Genomic DNA, 16448 nt, shown 5'->3' with positions numbered 1-16448 from the left:
ACATAAGCCGCTGCAATATGAGCCGACGCGACCAACTCATCCCACTCTACGCTGCCGATATCCGTGAGAAATTCGGGCAGGACCCGGATATGGAATTGCTCCGGGCCGTTGCCATTGGCCTGGGCCCTGCCATATACAACCACGATTCCGCACGCGTTTCGGGCTCGGATCCCGCCGAACTGGAAACCGTCCGCCGGAATTTCCTGATTGGAAAACTCGGGCTTCCCGACAATGAGGCGCTCATGGCTGCCATCCGGGAGGTCCTCGAAACCTATGGCGCTTCCCAGCGGAACAAGTACCGCGTTGTGGTATATTACATGCTTACGCGGCATTTCGGGAAGGAATCTGTGTACCTTTGACGCCGGCGGCCCGCCGCCCGGGACCACCAGATGAAGAATTACTGCAATGATCGAACTGGGCAATTACAATACGCTTACCATTAAACGGAGCACCCGCGTGGGGTTGTTCCTCGGGGACGATGACGTGGACGACCTGTTGCTGCCCAACAAGTATGTACCGGACGATTTCGAGATAGGGCAGGAGCTACGGGTTTTTTGCTACCTGGACCACGAGGAGCGTCCCATCGCCACAACGCTGGAACCCCTGGTCACCCGGAATACCTTTGGGTACCTGGAGGTGGCCGAGGTCAATCAGTTCGGGGCCTTTTTAAACTGGGGGCTCGAAAAACACCTGCTGGTCCCCTTCCGGGAACAGCCCGAACGCATGGAAAAGGGAAAGAGCTACGTGGTATATTGTTTCCTGGACCCGAAATCCTTTCGTTTGGTCGCTTCCGCCCGGATCAACCGATTCCTGGACAATGAGGAATTTTCCCTCAGCATTGGCCAGCCGGTGTCCATCCTGCCGTACAGGACCACCGACCTGGGAACGGAGGTTATTGTGGAACAGCGGCACAAAGGCCTTGTCTTTTCCGATCAGATATACCGGAACCTGGAGATCGGGCAACCCGCCCGCGGGTATATCAAAGCCATCCGGAAAGACAACAAACTCGACGTGGTCCTGGAACCCCTGGGGCATGAAAAACTGGAACCCACTGCCGAACGGATCTTCCGGGAGCTGGAAGCATCCGGTGGCATGCTGCCGCTCCACGACAAATCCGACCCGGGCGAAATCAGCAAACGGCTGAAAATGAGCAAGAAGCTCTTTAAGAAAGGGATCGGCGTACTCTACAAGGAGCGCCGCATCGATATCCGGGACGACGGAATTTACCTGCGCTGATCCGAATTTGCGTTGTGCATCCGGCTGCAACTGGCTGGCATTCTGGGCGGGAAGGCCGCTACTGTTTGCCGGAACCGCCCATTTTAATTACATTTAACCCAAGACCAAATAAACGCTGACGGAATATGCCTTTTATTGAAGAAAGCGACCTGCTGGAACTGCACAAGGATATCGACAAGGCGCAAATCATCAACGAGCGCCTGCTTGACCAGATTAAATACAAAAACAAGGAGCTGAAACGCTCCAAGTTGCAGCGCAATATATTTGCGGCCATCACTGCCGTATTCCTCATAGGAACCCTGGCTATTACTTCCTTTACGGTCGGGCTCACATCGAGCGCCCAGCAACAATCCGCAGATTACGTAAATTTTTCTATCGACAGTCTTGAAGTGATCAAGGGCCGGTTGGATAACCTCAAGCAACAAAATGAGGAACTCAGCCTCGTCCGGGAATTTTACCTGGCCAAAAAGTTCCTTGAAAAGGAAACCATTTACTCCGTGCAGGTGAAGGCTTTTGTAGATAAGAACCTGAGCCTGGCTTCCGAATCGCTGACCAATACGATGTTTGTGAAGACCAACCCGTTTTACGCCTATTCCGTAGGGAATTTTGAAACCCTCGAAGAGGCCCAGAAATTCCGGCGGGAACTCGTGGCCATGGGATTCAATGATGCCTTTGTGGCTTCCTACCGCGACGGGAAACGAATAGCCATCGAAGACGCCCAGTAAACTTGCACACATTCAAAATCTGGCTCCGGACCGCCAGGATCCGCACGCTGCCGCTTTCTATTGCCGGCATACTGGCCGGCACAGCTATCGCCCGGGCAGACGGGTACCGGGATACGCTGTTGTTCCTGCTGACCCTGGGGACTACCCTTGCATACCAGATTACCTCCAACTTTGCCAACGATTACGGGGATGGCGTAAAGGGAACGGATAACGAAACCCGCGTCGGACCGGTGCGCACCCTGCAAAGCGGTGCACTTACCCGGGCGCAGCTGAAGCGCGGAATCCTCTTTGCTGCGGGCCTCAGCGCACTCTTAACCCTTGCCACCCTGTACCGGGCCTTTGGCCTGGAGCGAATCGGTTATCTGGGCCTGTTCCTGCTGCTCGGGGCCCTGGCGATCTGGGCTGCCATTCGGTATACCGTTGGGGATAGCGCCTACGGCTACCGGGGGCTGGGCGATTTATTTGTCTTTTTGTTCTTCGGGTTGGTGAGCGTACAGGGAGCCCAGTTTCTCTATAGCCTCCAAATATCCGGTGATGCCTGGTTGCCAGCGGTGTCCATCGGGGCCCTGTCCACGGCCGTGCTGAATTTGAACAACCTCCGGGACAGGGAATCCGACCAGGCATCCGGCAAACGAACCCTGGTGGTTCTCCTGGGTTTTGAAAACGGGCGGCGTTACCACTATGCGCTTTGCGCAATGGCCTTTCTGGGAATGTGCACCTTTGTGTATCTGAAAGGGATTACCAGCCTCTATACCCTGAGCCTGTTACCCTTCGCAATTATTTTCAGGCACCTGGCGCGGATTGCTCGTATACACCAGCCGGCCGACCTGGACCCGGAATTGAAAAAAGTTGCCCTGAGCACCTTTTTCATCGGCTTGCTACTTTATATCGCAAGTCATAATTTTTTGTAAATTTGATTCCATAACCATCTTAAACCAAGCTGCTTTGGAACAACCCATAAAAATCCTCATCGTGGAGGACAACGTGATCATCGCCGATGACATGCAGTCCATGCTGGAGGAGATCGGATATGAGATTGTAGACAATGTCATTGTCTACGAACAGGCGGAGGAAGTGTTGCGTACCAAGCAGGTAGACCTGGTGCTGATCGATATTATTCTCGCCTCGGATAAAACCGGGATCGACCTGGGAAAACACATCCGTGAAAACTACGATATCCCCTTCATCTTTGTCACGTCCAACTCGGACCGGGCAACTGTGGAAAACGCCAAGACCGTCCAGCCGAACGGGTACCTGGTCAAGCCTTTTGAGCAACAGGACCTGTATACGTCCATCGAGATTGCGCTTTCCAATTTTGTGTACGGCTCCAAGAACCGACCGGAAGGCGATGCCGCGGAGGCTGCAGCCGACGAGGTGACGTCTAACTCCGTCCTGAAGGATTCCATTTTTGTCAAGAAGCAGCACCTCTACTACCGGATCCAATTCGAGGATATCCTTTTTATCAAAGCGGACAACGTCTATTTGGAGGTCAACACCCGGGACAAAAAATTCCTGGTGCGCTCCCCCCTGAAGGACTACCTGGAGAAATTGCCGAGAAATAAATTCTACCGGGCCCACAAATCGTATATCGTCAACGTAGACCATATCGACGCCATCAATTCCCGGGACATCATGATCAACAACAAGGCGATACCGATCTCCAAGGACTTCAAGGAGTTCATCATTTCGGCCATGAATTCCTGATCCGGGCCATCCCGCCCAGCCGCAGATACCGGTTAAATTCACTTTCACAACAGTTTTAAGGCGTTTGGCAACAATTCCTTGGCCCCAGGCAAGCTATACCCGTATTTTAGCGTTGTAATTATGGATTAATTTTTTCATTTTCATATAGTGTTCTCGTAAAAGAGTCCCGTCTAATCCGGCGGGGCTCTTTTTAGTTTCTACCCATTCTGTACCTATCGAAAAGCCGCACTTATCGACAACCGGATGTAAATCCTCGATAAAATGCATTTTGCAACAATTTTTACGTGCTTCACCACAAATTTTTGGGGGTTCACAACATTTGCCGGCAACCTATCGGGCAGGAATGTACATTTGGGGTGTCTGACCGTAATGAGCCCCACATCTTACTGTTTGGATAATTAGGCCGTGTATTCGTACATGGCCTTTTTCCGTTCCATCGGTTGGGGCCTTGAGACGGTTGAGGACCTGCCGGTTGGGGTTCTGCAGGTAAGGTGGCTACCTCTTGTGCCTCGCTAACCACAACCTGCCGGGGATATACAACAATTCCTGTGGCATACGGACAAAAAAAACTATGTTTGGAACGCCTTTTCCAAGTGGAGGGCACTCCCGGGCCAGCCCGGGTTAGGGCGCAAATTATGATTGCAAGGATCGCAAGGATTTTGTTGGTGGCATTGCTGGTTTCCCAGGGGGAGATCAGGGGGCAGGACCTTTCCATGCCCGAATCCGGCGCCTTGCAGACTTTCAAGGAACTCATCCGCCCGGAGGACAAGTTTGAATTTTTCTTCGATACCCCAAACCGCTACGAGGAACAGTCGGCTTATGACTGGCTCGATGCCGTGACCGCCGACCTGCACACGGCCACCAGACAGGGCGACTCTACCGCCATACGCGCTTACCAATTGCTTCAGGCCCATTTGTACTTTGACCTGGGGGACTACAACAAGAGCGTTGCCCTGGCCAATGACATCTACCTCGATATCCCGGATTCGGACCGGGAATCCATGCGCACCCTGCTGGAGCTGATCGATAAGAACTACGGGCAGCTGCAGCTCTACGACAAACAGATCGAAATCCGGAAGGAAAAGCGGGAGCGGGGCTTCACCCAGAATATCGCCTTTTACGACATCTATTCCAGCCTCGGCATGCACCGAAAGGCCCTCAAGGATTACATCTTTGAGATGAAGAAGAATATCGACAACACGAACCTCTATCAACTCGCCGAATACGACAACACGGTTGGGGGCTTTTTGCTCAAGGACAACACGGCCGCAGCCGCTCTATCCTATTTTAAGAAGGCGCAGGGGTATATCGTGGTCTATATGAATGACATCCAGAATGTCAAGACCGACAAGGAGGTGGCCCAGGCGGAGTTGCTCAAGGCGATCATCGAAGGAAATATCGGGAAATCGAACGTTCAGCTTACCCAATACCGGGAGGCATTGCCGCACCTGGAAAACAGCATTGCGGTCCTGGAAGACCAACATCGGGAGATGTACAGGCCGGAGATCGCCGAGAATACACTGGCCCTTGCAGAAGCCCATATGGAACTCGGCAACCTCGAAAAAGCCAGGGAATACCTGGAAATGGATTTATCCGGGATACCTGTGGAGCTCGTCCTGCAGCGCAACCGCCTGCTGGCCTATTACTACGACCGGATTGAAGATTATGGCAGCGAGGTGCGCTACCTCCGCCGGAACGCCCGCCTGCAGGACTCCATCGATCGGGCGGAATCCTCCAGAAGAAAGCAGCAGCTGCTGGCCATCGTCGCCAACGAGGAGCTCGAGAATTCCAAGATCATGGTCAACGAGCAACGGCAGGAACTCGAAAAAGGCCGGGCCGAATTGCAGGCCCAGGATATGCGGATTAACCTGGTTTTTATTTCGCTGGTATTTACATTGCTCGGGTTTGCGGGGTTGGTATACGCCTACCTGAAAAGTATTAAGAACCAACGGCTGATTGCGGAGCAGAAGCACATTATCGAAAACTCCCTGGTGGAGAAGGATTCCCTGCTCAAGGAAATCCACCACCGGGTGAAGAACAACCTGCAAATGGTCTCCAGCCTGTTGAGCCTGCAGACAAAGAACACCCGGAGCCGGGCGGCCATCGAAGCCCTGGAAGAAGGCAAGACCCGGGTCAAGGCCATGGCCCTGATCCACCAGAAGCTCTATCAGAACGACGACCTTTCCGTCATCGAGATGCAGGGGTATATCGAGAGCCTGATCAACAGCGTGCAATCGGTCTTTAAAAAGGGCGGTCACAATATCAATATCTCCATCGATGCGGAAGGGGTGGAGCTGGACATCGATCGGGCCATCCCCTTTGGACTCATCCTGAACGAACTGGTTTCGAACTCATTCAAATACGCCTTCCCGGACAACGACATGGACGGGAAAATCTATATCCATATCCGCAAGACGGGCGACGGCGGTTTCTTTGAATACACAGACAACGGCGTGGGCCTTTCGGAGGATTCCGAGGAACGGGCCAACAACTCCATGGGGATTCGTCTTATCCAGCGTCTGGTGAATCAATTGCAGTCGACACTCAACATTGACAAAACGGGCGAAGGCGTACGTTTTTGGTTCAATTTTTAATAAGTTTGGGAGAAAACGCACTCCCATGAAAATCACTTTCCTCGGGCATGCTGCCCTGAAAATCCAAACAGAAAAACATACCCTGGTCGTAGACCCGTTTATCAGCGGTAACGACCTGGCTAAGGACCGGATAGACCTGAGCAGCCTCAAACCGGATTACATCCTGCTCACCCATGCCCACCAGGACCACATCCTCGATGTGGAAAGGCTGGCCGGCAAAGGGGTAACGATAATCAGCAATTACGAAATTGTCTCCCATTTTGAAAAGAAAGGGCTGGAAGGACACCCTATGAACCACGGGGGCGAAAGGGATTTTGGCTTTGGCTGGCTGAAATACGTCAATGCCGTCCACACTTCTTCCTTCCCCGATGGCAGTTACGGGGGGCAGCCCGGGGGCTTTCTGCTCCGCAGCTCCAGCAAGCAGATTTATATCGCCGGGGATACCGCCCTGCACATGGACATGAAGCTCATCCCGGAATACGGGGAGCCGGATCTGGCCATTCTGCCCATCGGGGACAACTTTACCATGGGGGTTGCCGATGCGATCCGGGCTTGTGATTTTATCCGCTGCGACCGGGTACTGGGGGTACACTACGATACCTTCGGGTATATCGTGATCGACAAGGATCAGGCCGTTGCCGATTTCAAGGCTGCAGGAAAAACCCTGCTGCTCCCGGAAATCGGTTCTTCCATAGACGTATAGGGAGCTGTCCGTATACAGCCTGTCAAAACCCGGATAGACGGATGCCCAAAGCCCCAAAATATACGTAAATTAGCCCCGATCCATGAAGGCATCCCATACGAAATACACGCTGGACTTCATCCGGCCGGGAGGCACCTCCCGCGGGGTGCTTACCAAAAAGGAAACCTGGTTTATCCTGCTCCAGGATGGGGAAGCCTGGGGGATTGGCGAATGCGGGCTTTTCAGGGGCCTGAGCGCCGACGACCGGCCCGGCTTTGAAAACCGCCTGGACTGGGCCTGCCAAAACGTCCACCGGGGCCTGGAAAGCCTTCGGGAAGACCTCGCGGAATGGCCGAGCCTGGTATTCGGGCTGGAGCAGGCCTTTCGATCGCTCAGGGCACCCTTCCCCTTACACCTGTTTGACTCGCCTTTCCTCAAAGGGGAACCGATCCCGATCAACGGACTGATCTGGATGGGGGACCCGGAATTCATGGAGGCCCAGATCCGGGAAAAAATCGCCTCCGGATACCGGTGTCTGAAACTCAAAATAGGCGCCCTGGATTTCACTACGGAACTAAATCTCCTCAGCAGGATTCGCCACAAGTTTCAACCGGACGAGCTGGAGATCCGCGTAGATGCGAACGGCGCCTTTGCCCCCGGGGAAGCCCTGGACAAACTGGGACAACTCGCAGCACTGGAGTTGCATTCCATCGAACAACCCATACGGCAGGATCAGTGGGATGACATGGCGCGGATATGCCGGGAGAGCCCTTTGCCCGTGGCCCTGGACGAGGAGTTGATCGGCCATTTCAGCACGGCCGAGCGCAGCCGGCTCCTGGACGCAATACGCCCGGAATATATCATTCTGAAGCCGAGCCTGTTGGGAGGGTATGCCGCTTGCGAGGAGTGGATTGGCCTGGCCGGGGAACGCGGTATCGGCTGGTGGGCGACCAGTGCCCTGGAGAGCAATATCGGGCTGAATGCCATTGCCCAGTGGACCGCCACCCAAAAAACGGAAATGCCTCAGGGGCTGGGTACGGGCTCCTTGTTTTCAAATAATTTCGACAGTCCGTTGGAAACGGCCGAAGGCCAGCTTTGGTATCGGGCCGGGAAGGACTGGAATATTCCTTTATTAAAATCCATATGTACATAGAACAGGGTTACCGCGGCAATTTGGGCCGCTGGAAATATTTTTTTATCCCGGCCGGTTTTGTCGGCCTGATGGTGGTCAATTACCTCACCGTCATCAACTCCACCATCAGCGTCGAGGAGGCCTATCAGCAAATGATCGATGCCATTGGGAAGAACACGTTTTTTGCCATGAACCTGGCCTTCCTAGCCTTTGGTCTGCTGCTCGTTCTCGCCTGGACGAAATGGGTCCACCCCCAATCCATCCGTTCCCTGACCACGTCCCGCAAGCGGATCGACTGGAAACGGGTGCTTTTTGCCTTCCTGATCTGGGGCGGGATAACCGTCGGGGTAACGTTGCTGGACGTGGCCCTTTCCCCCGACGACTACCAGTGGAATTTCAGATGGGAAGCCTTTTGGAAGCTCGCGGTGATCGCCATTCTGCTGATTCCGCTTCAGACGAGCTTTGAGGAATACCTGTTTCGCGGCCACATGTTACAGGGGCTTGGGATTATCGCCCGGAATCGCTGGGTTCCCCTGGTGGTGACCAGCCTGTTGTTTGGGTTGCTGCATATCGCAAACCCCGAAGTAGAGAAGTTAGGCTATGGTGCCCTGGTGTACTATATCGGGACAGGGTTTTTCCTGGGGATCATTACCCTGATGGATGAAGGCCTAGAACTGGCGCTCGGCTTCCATGCGGCCAATAATCTGATAACAGCACTCCTGGTAACGGCAGACTGGACGGCCTTCCAGACAGACTCCCTCTACCTGGATATTTCCGACCCTTCCCTGGGCTGGGAGGCCTATGTGCCCGTTTTCGTGGTATTTCCCTTGTTACTTTGGATATTTGCCCGTAAATATGGATGGAAGAACTGGCGCAGCCGCCTGACCGGACCGGTCCTCAGCGAAGCGGAAGCCCGCGCCGAATTTGAAAAAAACGACAGATGAAGGAAGCTTACCACCCGCGTTTTCAACTCGAAGGTCAGTCATTTGAATATTCAGACCTGAAGGAAGTAGCGTACAGCCTGGTCAAGGAAGGGGAACCCTTTGAAAAAGACCTGGGGGACTTTTTGATGGATTGGGTCTCAGATGCCCCGTACATCGTACAGCATACCTCGGGATCCACGGGTCCCCCCAAACCGATCCGCCTGGCGAAATCCGCCCTGGTAGCGGGAGCGGGGCAAACGGGAGAATTCCTGGGCTTGCCGGCGGGCACCCGGGCCCTGTGTTGCCTCCCCTTTTCTACGATTGCCGGGAAAATGATGCTGATCCGCGCCCTGGTCCTTGGCTGGGACATCGTGCCCGTGGCACCTTCTTCGGACCCGCTTGCCGACGTCTCGGGCCGTTTCGATTTTACGGCCATGGTGCCCCTGCAACTGCGGGCTTCACTGAGTAAACTGGACCGGATTGACAAGCTGATTGTGGGCGGGGCCCCCGTCCCTGCCTCCCTGCTCGAAATACTGCCGCGGCAAGGCACGGAAATCTGGGAAACCTATGGCATGACCGAAACGGGGAGTCATGTGGCCTTGCGCAAACTGAAACCCATACCGCCGGGAACGAATCCCGAAGAGGAATTACCCCCCTACAGGGCCCTGGAGGGCATCTCCTTTAGTCTTGACGACCGGGGATGTCTGGTAATTGCTTCCGAAGATCGGTTTGAAAAACCGGTAGTCACCAACGACCTCGTATCCCTTGAGGGGGACGACAGCCTGCGCTGGCTGGGCCGCTGGGACCACGTGATCAATTCCGGCGGGGTGAAACTCATTGCCGAACAACTCGAGAACCGATTGTCTGCCGTTCTCAGCTGCCGGTATTTTGTTGCCGGCGAACCGGATGAACGTCTCGGGGAGCGGCTTGTCCTGTATGTGGAAGGCCAGCACGATACCGGAGAACTCCTGGACCGTATCAAGGCTTCCGGGAAATTCACCGAATACGAAATCCCAAGGGAAATATACACTGTTGAAAAATTTGCCCAGACGGGGACGGGCAAAATCGACCGATCGGCCAGTGAAAACCTGAAATCTGAATCCTGAATACCCTGATAACCCAACGAACACTATGAAGAACTCCTTACTGACCTTTGTTCTGCTCATCGCCTCGATAACCGGGGCCCGTACCCAGGCCGTCCTGCCCGAATCCGAACGGGCAGCGGTGGTAGACGAACTCCTGGAACGCCGGCTGGATTCCCTCCTGCCCGAACTCATGGAGCAGAGCGGCATCGACATGTGGGTGCTGATTTCACGGGAATACAACGAGGACCCGGTTTTAAAGACGTTCCTGCCCGCTACCTGGCTCAGTGCCCGGAGGCGGACCATCCTGTTGTTCTACCGGGACCCCGAATCGGGCGATATGGATCGTCTGGCAGTTGCACGCTACAATATCGGAAAGAGCATCCAGTCTGCCTGGGACAAGGAACAACAACCGGACCAGTGGCTGCGGCTGATGGAATTGATCCGGGAGCGCGACCCGGAGACCATCGGCCTGAATTTTTCAGAGGACCACAATATAGCGGATGGCCTGGATAAGACGGATTACGATGCATTCATGGAGTATCTTCCCCGGAAATACCGGGACCGGGTGGTATCAGCTGAGGACCTGGCCGTGGGATGGATCGAAACGCGCATCCCGGAAGAAATGCCCATCTATGCCCACCTGGTGCGGATTACGCATAATATTATCGCGGAAGCTTTTTCCGATGCGGTGATCACCCCGGGCCGGACTACCACCTCCGAGGTGGAGTGGTGGATGCGCCAGCGCGTAACGGACCTGGGCCTGGATACCTGGTTCCACCCTACCGTCGATATCCAGAGGTCGGCCAGCGAGTTGCGCGGCCACCTGTATTCCTTTTCGGACCGTCCGGAACAACAGGTTATCCAGCCGGGCGACCTGTTGCATTGCGACTTTGGAATCAACTACCTGCGTCTCAACACGGATTGCCAGCAGCTGGCCTATGTCTTGCGACCGGGCGAAACCCAGGCGCCGGAATTCCTGGAAAAGGCCCTGGCCGACGGGAACCGGGTACAGGATATCCTCACCGGGAATATGCAGGCGGGCCGCACCGGGAATGAGATTCTTGCACGGTCCCTGAAAGCGGGCCGTGACGAAGGGCTTCGGCCCGCCATCTATACACATCCGCTGGGCACCTATGGTCATTCGGCAGGGACCACTATCGGCATGTGGGATGCCCAGGAGGGTGTCAGCGGGGCGGACGGAACCAAACACGTGTTGCATAAAAACACGGCCTACGCCATCGAATTGAATACCACGGTCACCCTGCCGGAATGGGGCCGGGATATCCGGGTCATGCTTGAGGAACCCGGCTTTTACGGCAGTGACGGCTTCGTGTACCCGGACGGCAGGCAGACCCGACTGCACCTGATTGGCGCGCACCGGCCTGAGCTTGGGAATTGACCGATAGGGCAATCCGGGATCAGGAAACACGTTGACAACCAGGTTTCAACCCGGATGGGTGGTATGGTAGGTAACATGCCTGACTTGACAATTATTTCGTAACTTTAAGAAAGCCTCGGCATAATTTATGGGGTAAAAATTGCTAAAAGAAAAAGTTATGAGATTATTGTTTGTATTGCTTTGCCTGCCGGCGCTGGTGATGGCCCAGGAAGACCGGCTGATTAAAGGTAAAATAACAGACGGATCCGAATCCCTTCAGGACGTCCGTGTAGTCATCGAAGGGGAATCTAACCCTGTTTTTACTAATTCCGAAGGCCGCTACGAGGTGGAGGCGGCACCGGGCGACGTGCTCCTTTATACCTATACGGGGATGAAGGATATCCGCATCCTGGTGGAAGACGTTACGCGCTTCCTGAACCTGGTAATGGTTCCCGATTATACGGAACTCGAGGAGGTAACCATGACCAAACGCCTGAAATCCCAGGCGGAATTGCAGCAGGAATATCCCGGTAACGAACGCATATTCCAGACTGCTTTCGGCTTTATTGAACCGGATGCCACGGCAGGCCGCGTTCGCATGCTAACCGGCGACCAGATCAACCCGATTGGCGTTTGCCTGCTGGATTTCCTGCGCAACCGGTTTGCCAATATCACGGTTCAGGGCACATGCTCCAAACCCGATGAGGGACGCGTATTCCTCAGGGCTCAGAGTTCGATATTTCGACAGGTCCCGGCAATATTTGACGTGGATGGAATGATCTATACATCCGCCCCGGGCTGGTTGGATATCAACCTGATTGAACGCATGGCCATATTTTACAACCGATCCATGGCTGTCCGCTACGGGAGCGTGGCAGCAGGAGGGGTCATTGTGATCAACACGGCAAATGTCAGTTATAAAGCCCAGGATAAAATACCGGGAATCACCACTGCCACAACCAAGAAATCGCTTTCGGCCGGGCAACTCGCCGAGAACGCCCCTACCTACCTGCAAGAACTGCGGGCGGCAAATTCCACGGAAGAAGCCCAGGCTGTATACCGACAGTATGCCCGGAAGTATTCGGCTTCGCCTTATTTCTACCTGGATGCCTATGAGCACTTTTATTCGGAGCGCTCGGACCGGGAGTTTGCAGACCGGATTATTGAGGATAACAATTTCCGCCTGGCAGGAAACGCCGTTGTACTGAAGGCGCTGGCCTACCTTTACCAGGACCAGGGACGGGAGATGAAGGCCCGGGAACTCTACAAGGAGATCTTTATCCTGCGGCCCGAGTATAGTCAATCCTACCTGGATATGGCGAACGCTTACCGGGATGCAGGGCAATACGCCAAGGCAGCAGCGCTTTTTGGCCGGTACCAGTACCTGCTCTACGAGGGCTTTTTGATTGGCTCGGACGACTTCTGGCTGATTCAGCAGCACGATAGCGACAACCTGTTCCAGATGGAAGGGGAGGACCTGGGCACGGATATGCGGCAGGTGACGACAGATCCGTACCTGGAAGGTGCCACGCGCCTGGTTTTTGAATGGAACAACAGCGAGGCGGAGTTTGAATTGCAATTCATCAACCCGAATGGGGCGGCTTATGACTGGAAGCACACCTATGCGGATAATTCAAGCCGGATCGAGGACGAAAAGATCAGCGGGTATTCAACGGCCGAGTACGTAATCGACCCATCCACGCCCGGCCCCTGGCAGGTCAATGTTACCTACCTGGGCAACAAAAGCCTGACGCCCAGCTACCTGAAGGTAACTACCTATACGCAATTTGGAACGAGCAAGCAGCAGAAGCGCGTGGATACCCACAAGCTGTTCCTCAAAGGCGCCAGCCAGGAATTGCTGACCATTAACAATCCCGGGGTGCAGTAGCGTCGTTTCCATGCGCAGGCCTGGGCAGGAAGCATTGTCTTCCGGCCATTTTCAATTACGGGGCAGGCAGGGAGGCAGTATGGATGCAGCTTACCGTCAGACCTGCAACACCCCCATGTTAAAATCGCGCTCAATAGGGGCGTGGTTGGCCGCTTCGATGCCGGTGCTGATCCAGTGACGCGTATCGGCCGGGTCGATGATGGCGTCCGTCCAGAGACGGGCTGCCGCGTAGTAAGGAGATATCTGTTCGTCGTATCGCTTTTTTATTTTTTCGAACAGTTCTTTTTCTTTCTCCGGGGTGATGGTTTCCCCTTTTTTCTTCAGGGCGGCCGTTTCAATCTGCAACAACACCTTGGCGGCGCTGTTCCCGCTCATTACGGCGAGTTCGGCCCCCGGCCAGGAAACGATCAGGCGCGGGTCATAGGCCTTCCCGCACATGGCGTAATTCCCGGCCCCGTAGCTATTTCCGATAATGACGGTGAATTTGGGCACGACGGAATTACTCACGGCATTGACCATTTTTGCACCGTCCTTGATAATACCCCCGTGTTCGCTCTTGCTGCCCACCATGAAACCGGTGACATCCTGCAGGAAAACGAGCGGGATCCGTTTTTGGTTGCAATTGGCGATAAAACGCGTAGCCTTGTCTGCCGAATCCGAGTAGATGACGCCGCCAATACGCATTTCTCCCTTGGCAGTTTTGGTCACCTTGCGTTGGTTGGCGACAATACCAACCGCCCAGCCGTCAATCCGCGCATAGCCGCACAACAGCGATTTTCCAAAACCTTCCTTGTACTGTTCAAATTCCGATCCGTCCGTAAGCCGCCGGATAATTTCGACCATGTCGTAGGGTTCCGAGCGGGATGCCGGTAATACCCCATGCAGGGTCTGTGGGTCCTCGGCCGGTTTTTTCGGCTCAGCCCGGTCAAACCCGGCCGAATCCCGGCTGCCCATTTTATCGAATACTTTACGGATGCGGTCCAGGGCATCCTTATCGTCCTTGGCCTTGTAGTCCGTTACCCCGCTGATCTCGCAGTGCGTGGTGGCACCGCCGAGGGTCTCGTTGTCGACGGTCTCCCCGATGGCCGCTTTAACCAGGTAGCTGCCGGCCAGGAAAATGCTGCCGGTTTTCTCCACGATGAGCGCCTCGTCGCTCATGATCGGGAGGTACGCCCCCCCGGCCACACAACTGCCCATAACCGCGGCCACTTGCGGGATACCCAGGCTGCTCATCACCGCGTTGTTCCGGAAGATGCGCCCAAAATGTTCCTTGTCCGGGAAGATTTCGTCCTGCATGGGGAGGAAGACGCCAGCACTGTCCACCAGATAGATAATGGGTAACCGGTTCTCGATGGCGATTTCCTGGGCCCGCAGGTTCTTCTTCCCGGTGATGGGAAACCAGGCTCCCGCCTTGACTGTGGCGTCATTGGCTACCACCACGCAAAGCCTGCCGGCCACCTTGCCAATTTTCACAACCACCCCGCCGCTGGGGCAGCCGCCGTATTCCTCGTACATGTTGTAGCCTGCAAAGGCACCAATTTCAATGGCCTCTTCCGGGTTGTCCAACAGGTACTCAATCCGTTCGCGGGCGGTCATCTTGCCATCTGCATGGAGCTTTTCGATCCGCTTGTCGCCACCGCCTTTGCGGATACGGGCATAGCGTTTACGCAATTCGGAGAGCTTCAATCGGTTCTGGTCTTCGTTTTTGTTGAATTTTTCATCCATAAGGGTGCCGGGTTCTTCGGTGGCGGCCTAAAGATACGCATGATTTTATCATTACATTTGGGAAGAACCAAAATCTGACAGCATGCAAAAACCCATCCGCTGGGGGATCCTCGGCCCCGGAAAGATCGCCGGTAGTTTTGCCCGAGACCTGGCACTTGTCGAAGGCGGGCGTTTAACCGCTGTGGCATCCCGAAACGCAGAACGGGCAGCCGATTTTGCCAGGGAATTCGGTGCAGAAAAGTCGTATGGGAGTTATGCCGAACTCGGGGGGGACCCGGACGTAGATATTGTCTACATCGCCACGCCTCACACATTCCACTTAGAACACAGCCTGCAGATGATCCGGGCCGGTAAAAACGTCCTCTGTGAAAAGCCCATGGGCATCAACCAGGCCCAGGTGCGCGAACTTGTGGATGCGGCGCGGGAACAGGGTGTATTTTTGATGGAGGCCCTCTGGAGCCGCTTCAACCCGGCACTCGTTGAAGCCGCCCGGTTGGTGGGGAGCGGGGAAATCGGGAAACCGGCCTACCTGAAGGCAGACTTTGCCTTTGCCGCCCTGGACCGGGACCCAAAAGGCCGCCTGCTAAACCCGGAACTGGCCGGGGGGTCCTTGCTGGATATCGGAATTTACCCGGTTTTCCTGGCGTATTGGTTCCTGGGGTTGCCCACGGGGTTCAAAGCCGTATCGCACTTCCACGATACGGGGGTGGAGAAGCAGATCGGATTGTTGTTTGAATACCCGCAGGCCATTGCACTCCTGTACAGCGGGTTGAGTTCCCGTTCCGAGATGCGGGCCGAAATTTCCTGCGAAAAGGCATCGCTGTATATAGAGCCGCGCTGGCATGAAACCGATGGGTTCGAAATCGACCGGGAAGGCGAAATTTCCGGCGTTGAACTGCCGACCAAAGGGAAGGGGTACACCCATGAAATCGAAGAGGTCCACAGCTGTTTGCTGGCCGGCGAGCTGGAGAGCAGTCGCTGGTCGCTGGAAAATAGCCTGGAGCTGCACGGGCTCCTGGACCGGATTCGCAAAGAGTGTGGAATCCGGTTTCCCGGGGAATAGAGCCGCGGCCGGCCGATAGCGACAGAAAACGGCCCGGAGGCCTTCGGGTTTCTTTTAAAAAATCCCGATATTTGGAGACTCACCAAACTAGCATGGAACCATATGAAAGATAAGAACACAGTACTGGCCTGGGCAACGGTTATTATGATCATTGTAGGGCTTGGGCTCATCGCCCTCGGGGCATTCCGGTACGATGAAATAGCCGGATGGGGATTTGCTTCAGTGGGCATTGGATTTTTTGCGATTGCCTGGGTTTTCAATGCCCTGAAAGGACGGGTTTAGCCCCTGGCCATTGCGCAGGGGTCGGCATCCG

At 54.9% G+C, this 16448-nt stretch carries 15 protein-coding genes; 14 read left to right on the top strand and 1 reads right to left on the bottom strand.

Going from position 1 to position 16448, the window contains the following annotated elements; genetic code table 11:
- The first annotated feature begins 17 nt into the window (after positions 1–17).
- The 12 genes from AC3DKS_RS03070 to AC3DKS_RS03015 all read left to right on the top strand — a co-directional run bounded on the left by AC3DKS_RS03070 (position 18) and on the right by AC3DKS_RS03015 (position 13347).
- Positions 18–359: a DUF2853 family protein gene (locus tag AC3DKS_RS03070; RefSeq protein ID WP_015755108.1), complete on the top strand. Its 342-nt coding sequence runs from the start codon at positions 18–20 to the stop codon at positions 357–359.
- Between the two features lie 46 nt (positions 360–405).
- Entirely contained in the window at positions 406–1236 is an 831-nt protein-coding gene (locus tag AC3DKS_RS03065) for a CvfB family protein (RefSeq protein WP_015755107.1), read from the top strand.
- 125 nt (positions 1237–1361) lie between these two features.
- Positions 1362–1961: an SPOR domain-containing protein gene (locus AC3DKS_RS03060; RefSeq protein ID WP_015755106.1), complete on the top strand. Its 600-nt coding sequence runs from the start codon at positions 1362–1364 to the stop codon at positions 1959–1961.
- A 2-nt stretch (positions 1962–1963) separates the two neighbouring features.
- Positions 1964–2872, top strand: a complete 909-nt coding sequence (gene menA / locus AC3DKS_RS03055) for a 1,4-dihydroxy-2-naphthoate octaprenyltransferase (RefSeq protein WP_015755105.1) — start codon at positions 1964–1966, stop codon at positions 2870–2872.
- Between the two features lie 34 nt (positions 2873–2906).
- Positions 2907–3665 carry a LytR/AlgR family response regulator transcription factor gene (locus tag AC3DKS_RS03050; RefSeq protein ID WP_015755104.1) on the top strand — a complete coding sequence of 253 codons (759 nt, stop codon included), beginning with the start codon at positions 2907–2909 and terminating at the stop codon, positions 3663–3665.
- Positions 3666–4300: 635 nt separating this feature from the next.
- Positions 4301–6259 carry a sensor histidine kinase gene (locus tag AC3DKS_RS03045; protein WP_272607386.1) on the top strand — a complete coding sequence of 653 codons (1959 nt, stop codon included), beginning with the start codon at positions 4301–4303 and terminating at the stop codon, positions 6257–6259.
- A 25-nt stretch (positions 6260–6284) separates the two neighbouring features.
- Positions 6285–6962 (top strand): metal-dependent hydrolase, encoded by a 678-nt coding sequence (locus tag AC3DKS_RS03040; protein WP_272607385.1) that lies wholly within the window; start codon positions 6285–6287, stop codon positions 6960–6962.
- Between the two features lie 82 nt (positions 6963–7044).
- Positions 7045–8094, top strand: coding sequence for an o-succinylbenzoate synthase (locus AC3DKS_RS03035; protein WP_272607384.1), 1050 nt, complete (start codon positions 7045–7047; stop codon positions 8092–8094).
- Entirely contained in the window at positions 8085–9017 is a 933-nt protein-coding gene (locus AC3DKS_RS03030; RefSeq protein WP_015755099.1) for a CPBP family intramembrane glutamic endopeptidase, read from the top strand. The genes AC3DKS_RS03035 and AC3DKS_RS03030 overlap by 10 nt, the downstream gene beginning before the upstream one ends.
- A complete protein-coding gene (locus tag AC3DKS_RS03025) occupies positions 9014–10102 on the top strand; it encodes an AMP-binding protein (RefSeq protein WP_272607383.1) in 1089 nt (362 codons plus the stop codon). Before AC3DKS_RS03030 ends, AC3DKS_RS03025 begins: the two co-directional genes overlap by 4 nt.
- 25 nt (positions 10103–10127) lie before the next feature.
- Positions 10128–11480: a M24 family metallopeptidase gene (locus tag AC3DKS_RS03020; RefSeq protein ID WP_015755097.1), complete on the top strand. Its 1353-nt coding sequence runs from the start codon at positions 10128–10130 to the stop codon at positions 11478–11480.
- Between the two features lie 157 nt (positions 11481–11637).
- A complete protein-coding gene (locus AC3DKS_RS03015; RefSeq protein ID WP_041327227.1) occupies positions 11638–13347 on the top strand; it encodes a DUF2135 domain-containing protein in 1710 nt (569 codons plus the stop codon).
- Positions 13348–13443: 96 nt separating this feature from the next.
- On the opposite strand, the gene AC3DKS_RS03010 is transcribed toward AC3DKS_RS03015, so the two are convergent.
- A complete protein-coding gene (locus AC3DKS_RS03010; protein WP_015755095.1) occupies positions 13444–15072 on the bottom strand; it encodes an acyl-CoA carboxylase subunit beta in 1629 nt (542 codons plus the stop codon).
- An 82-nt stretch (positions 15073–15154) separates the two neighbouring features.
- Here AC3DKS_RS03010 and AC3DKS_RS03005 point away from each other — a divergent pair, with 82 nt between their 5' ends.
- Positions 15155–16135: a Gfo/Idh/MocA family protein gene (locus AC3DKS_RS03005; protein WP_015755094.1), complete on the top strand. Its 981-nt coding sequence runs from the start codon at positions 15155–15157 to the stop codon at positions 16133–16135.
- Positions 16136–16237: 102 nt separating this feature from the next.
- Positions 16238–16417 carry a CAL67264 family membrane protein gene (locus AC3DKS_RS03000; protein WP_015755093.1) on the top strand — a complete coding sequence of 60 codons (180 nt, stop codon included), beginning with the start codon at positions 16238–16240 and terminating at the stop codon, positions 16415–16417.
- Positions 16418–16448: the final 31 nt, after the last annotated feature.

The organism is Robiginitalea sp., assembly GCF_982776155.1.
The sequence above is the reverse complement of the archived record's forward strand: the minus strand, read 5'-3'. Positions and strand labels throughout refer to the sequence as shown.

What these genes read in the sequence shown, in the direction of transcription:
- AC3DKS_RS03015 (WP_041327227.1), top strand. Translation starts at nt 11,638, where the DNA reads ATGAGATTATTGTTTGTATTGCTTTGCCTGCCGGCGCTGGTGATGGCC.
- AC3DKS_RS03060 (WP_015755106.1), top strand. Translation starts at nt 1,362, where the DNA reads ATGCCTTTTATTGAAGAAAGCGACCTGCTGGAACTGCACAAGGATATC.
- AC3DKS_RS03020 (WP_015755097.1), top strand. Translation starts at nt 10,128, where the DNA reads ATGAAGAACTCCTTACTGACCTTTGTTCTGCTCATCGCCTCGATAACC.
- AC3DKS_RS03000 (WP_015755093.1), top strand. Translation starts at nt 16,238, where the DNA reads ATGAAAGATAAGAACACAGTACTGGCCTGGGCAACGGTTATTATGATC.
- AC3DKS_RS03065 (WP_015755107.1), top strand. Translation starts at nt 406, where the DNA reads ATGATCGAACTGGGCAATTACAATACGCTTACCATTAAACGGAGCACC.
- AC3DKS_RS03030 (WP_015755099.1), top strand. Translation starts at nt 8,085, where the DNA reads ATGTACATAGAACAGGGTTACCGCGGCAATTTGGGCCGCTGGAAATAT.
- AC3DKS_RS03040 (WP_272607385.1), top strand. Translation starts at nt 6,285, where the DNA reads ATGAAAATCACTTTCCTCGGGCATGCTGCCCTGAAAATCCAAACAGAA.
- AC3DKS_RS03035 (WP_272607384.1), top strand. Translation starts at nt 7,045, where the DNA reads ATGAAGGCATCCCATACGAAATACACGCTGGACTTCATCCGGCCGGGA.
- AC3DKS_RS03025 (WP_272607383.1), top strand. Translation starts at nt 9,014, where the DNA reads ATGAAGGAAGCTTACCACCCGCGTTTTCAACTCGAAGGTCAGTCATTT.
- AC3DKS_RS03010 (WP_015755095.1), bottom strand. Translation starts at nt 15,072, where the DNA reads ATGGATGAAAAATTCAACAAAAACGAAGACCAGAACCGATTGAAGCTC.
- AC3DKS_RS03070 (WP_015755108.1), top strand. Translation starts at nt 18, where the DNA reads ATGAGCCGACGCGACCAACTCATCCCACTCTACGCTGCCGATATCCGT.
- AC3DKS_RS03005 (WP_015755094.1), top strand. Translation starts at nt 15,155, where the DNA reads ATGCAAAAACCCATCCGCTGGGGGATCCTCGGCCCCGGAAAGATCGCC.
- AC3DKS_RS03045 (WP_272607386.1), top strand. Translation starts at nt 4,301, where the DNA reads ATGATTGCAAGGATCGCAAGGATTTTGTTGGTGGCATTGCTGGTTTCC.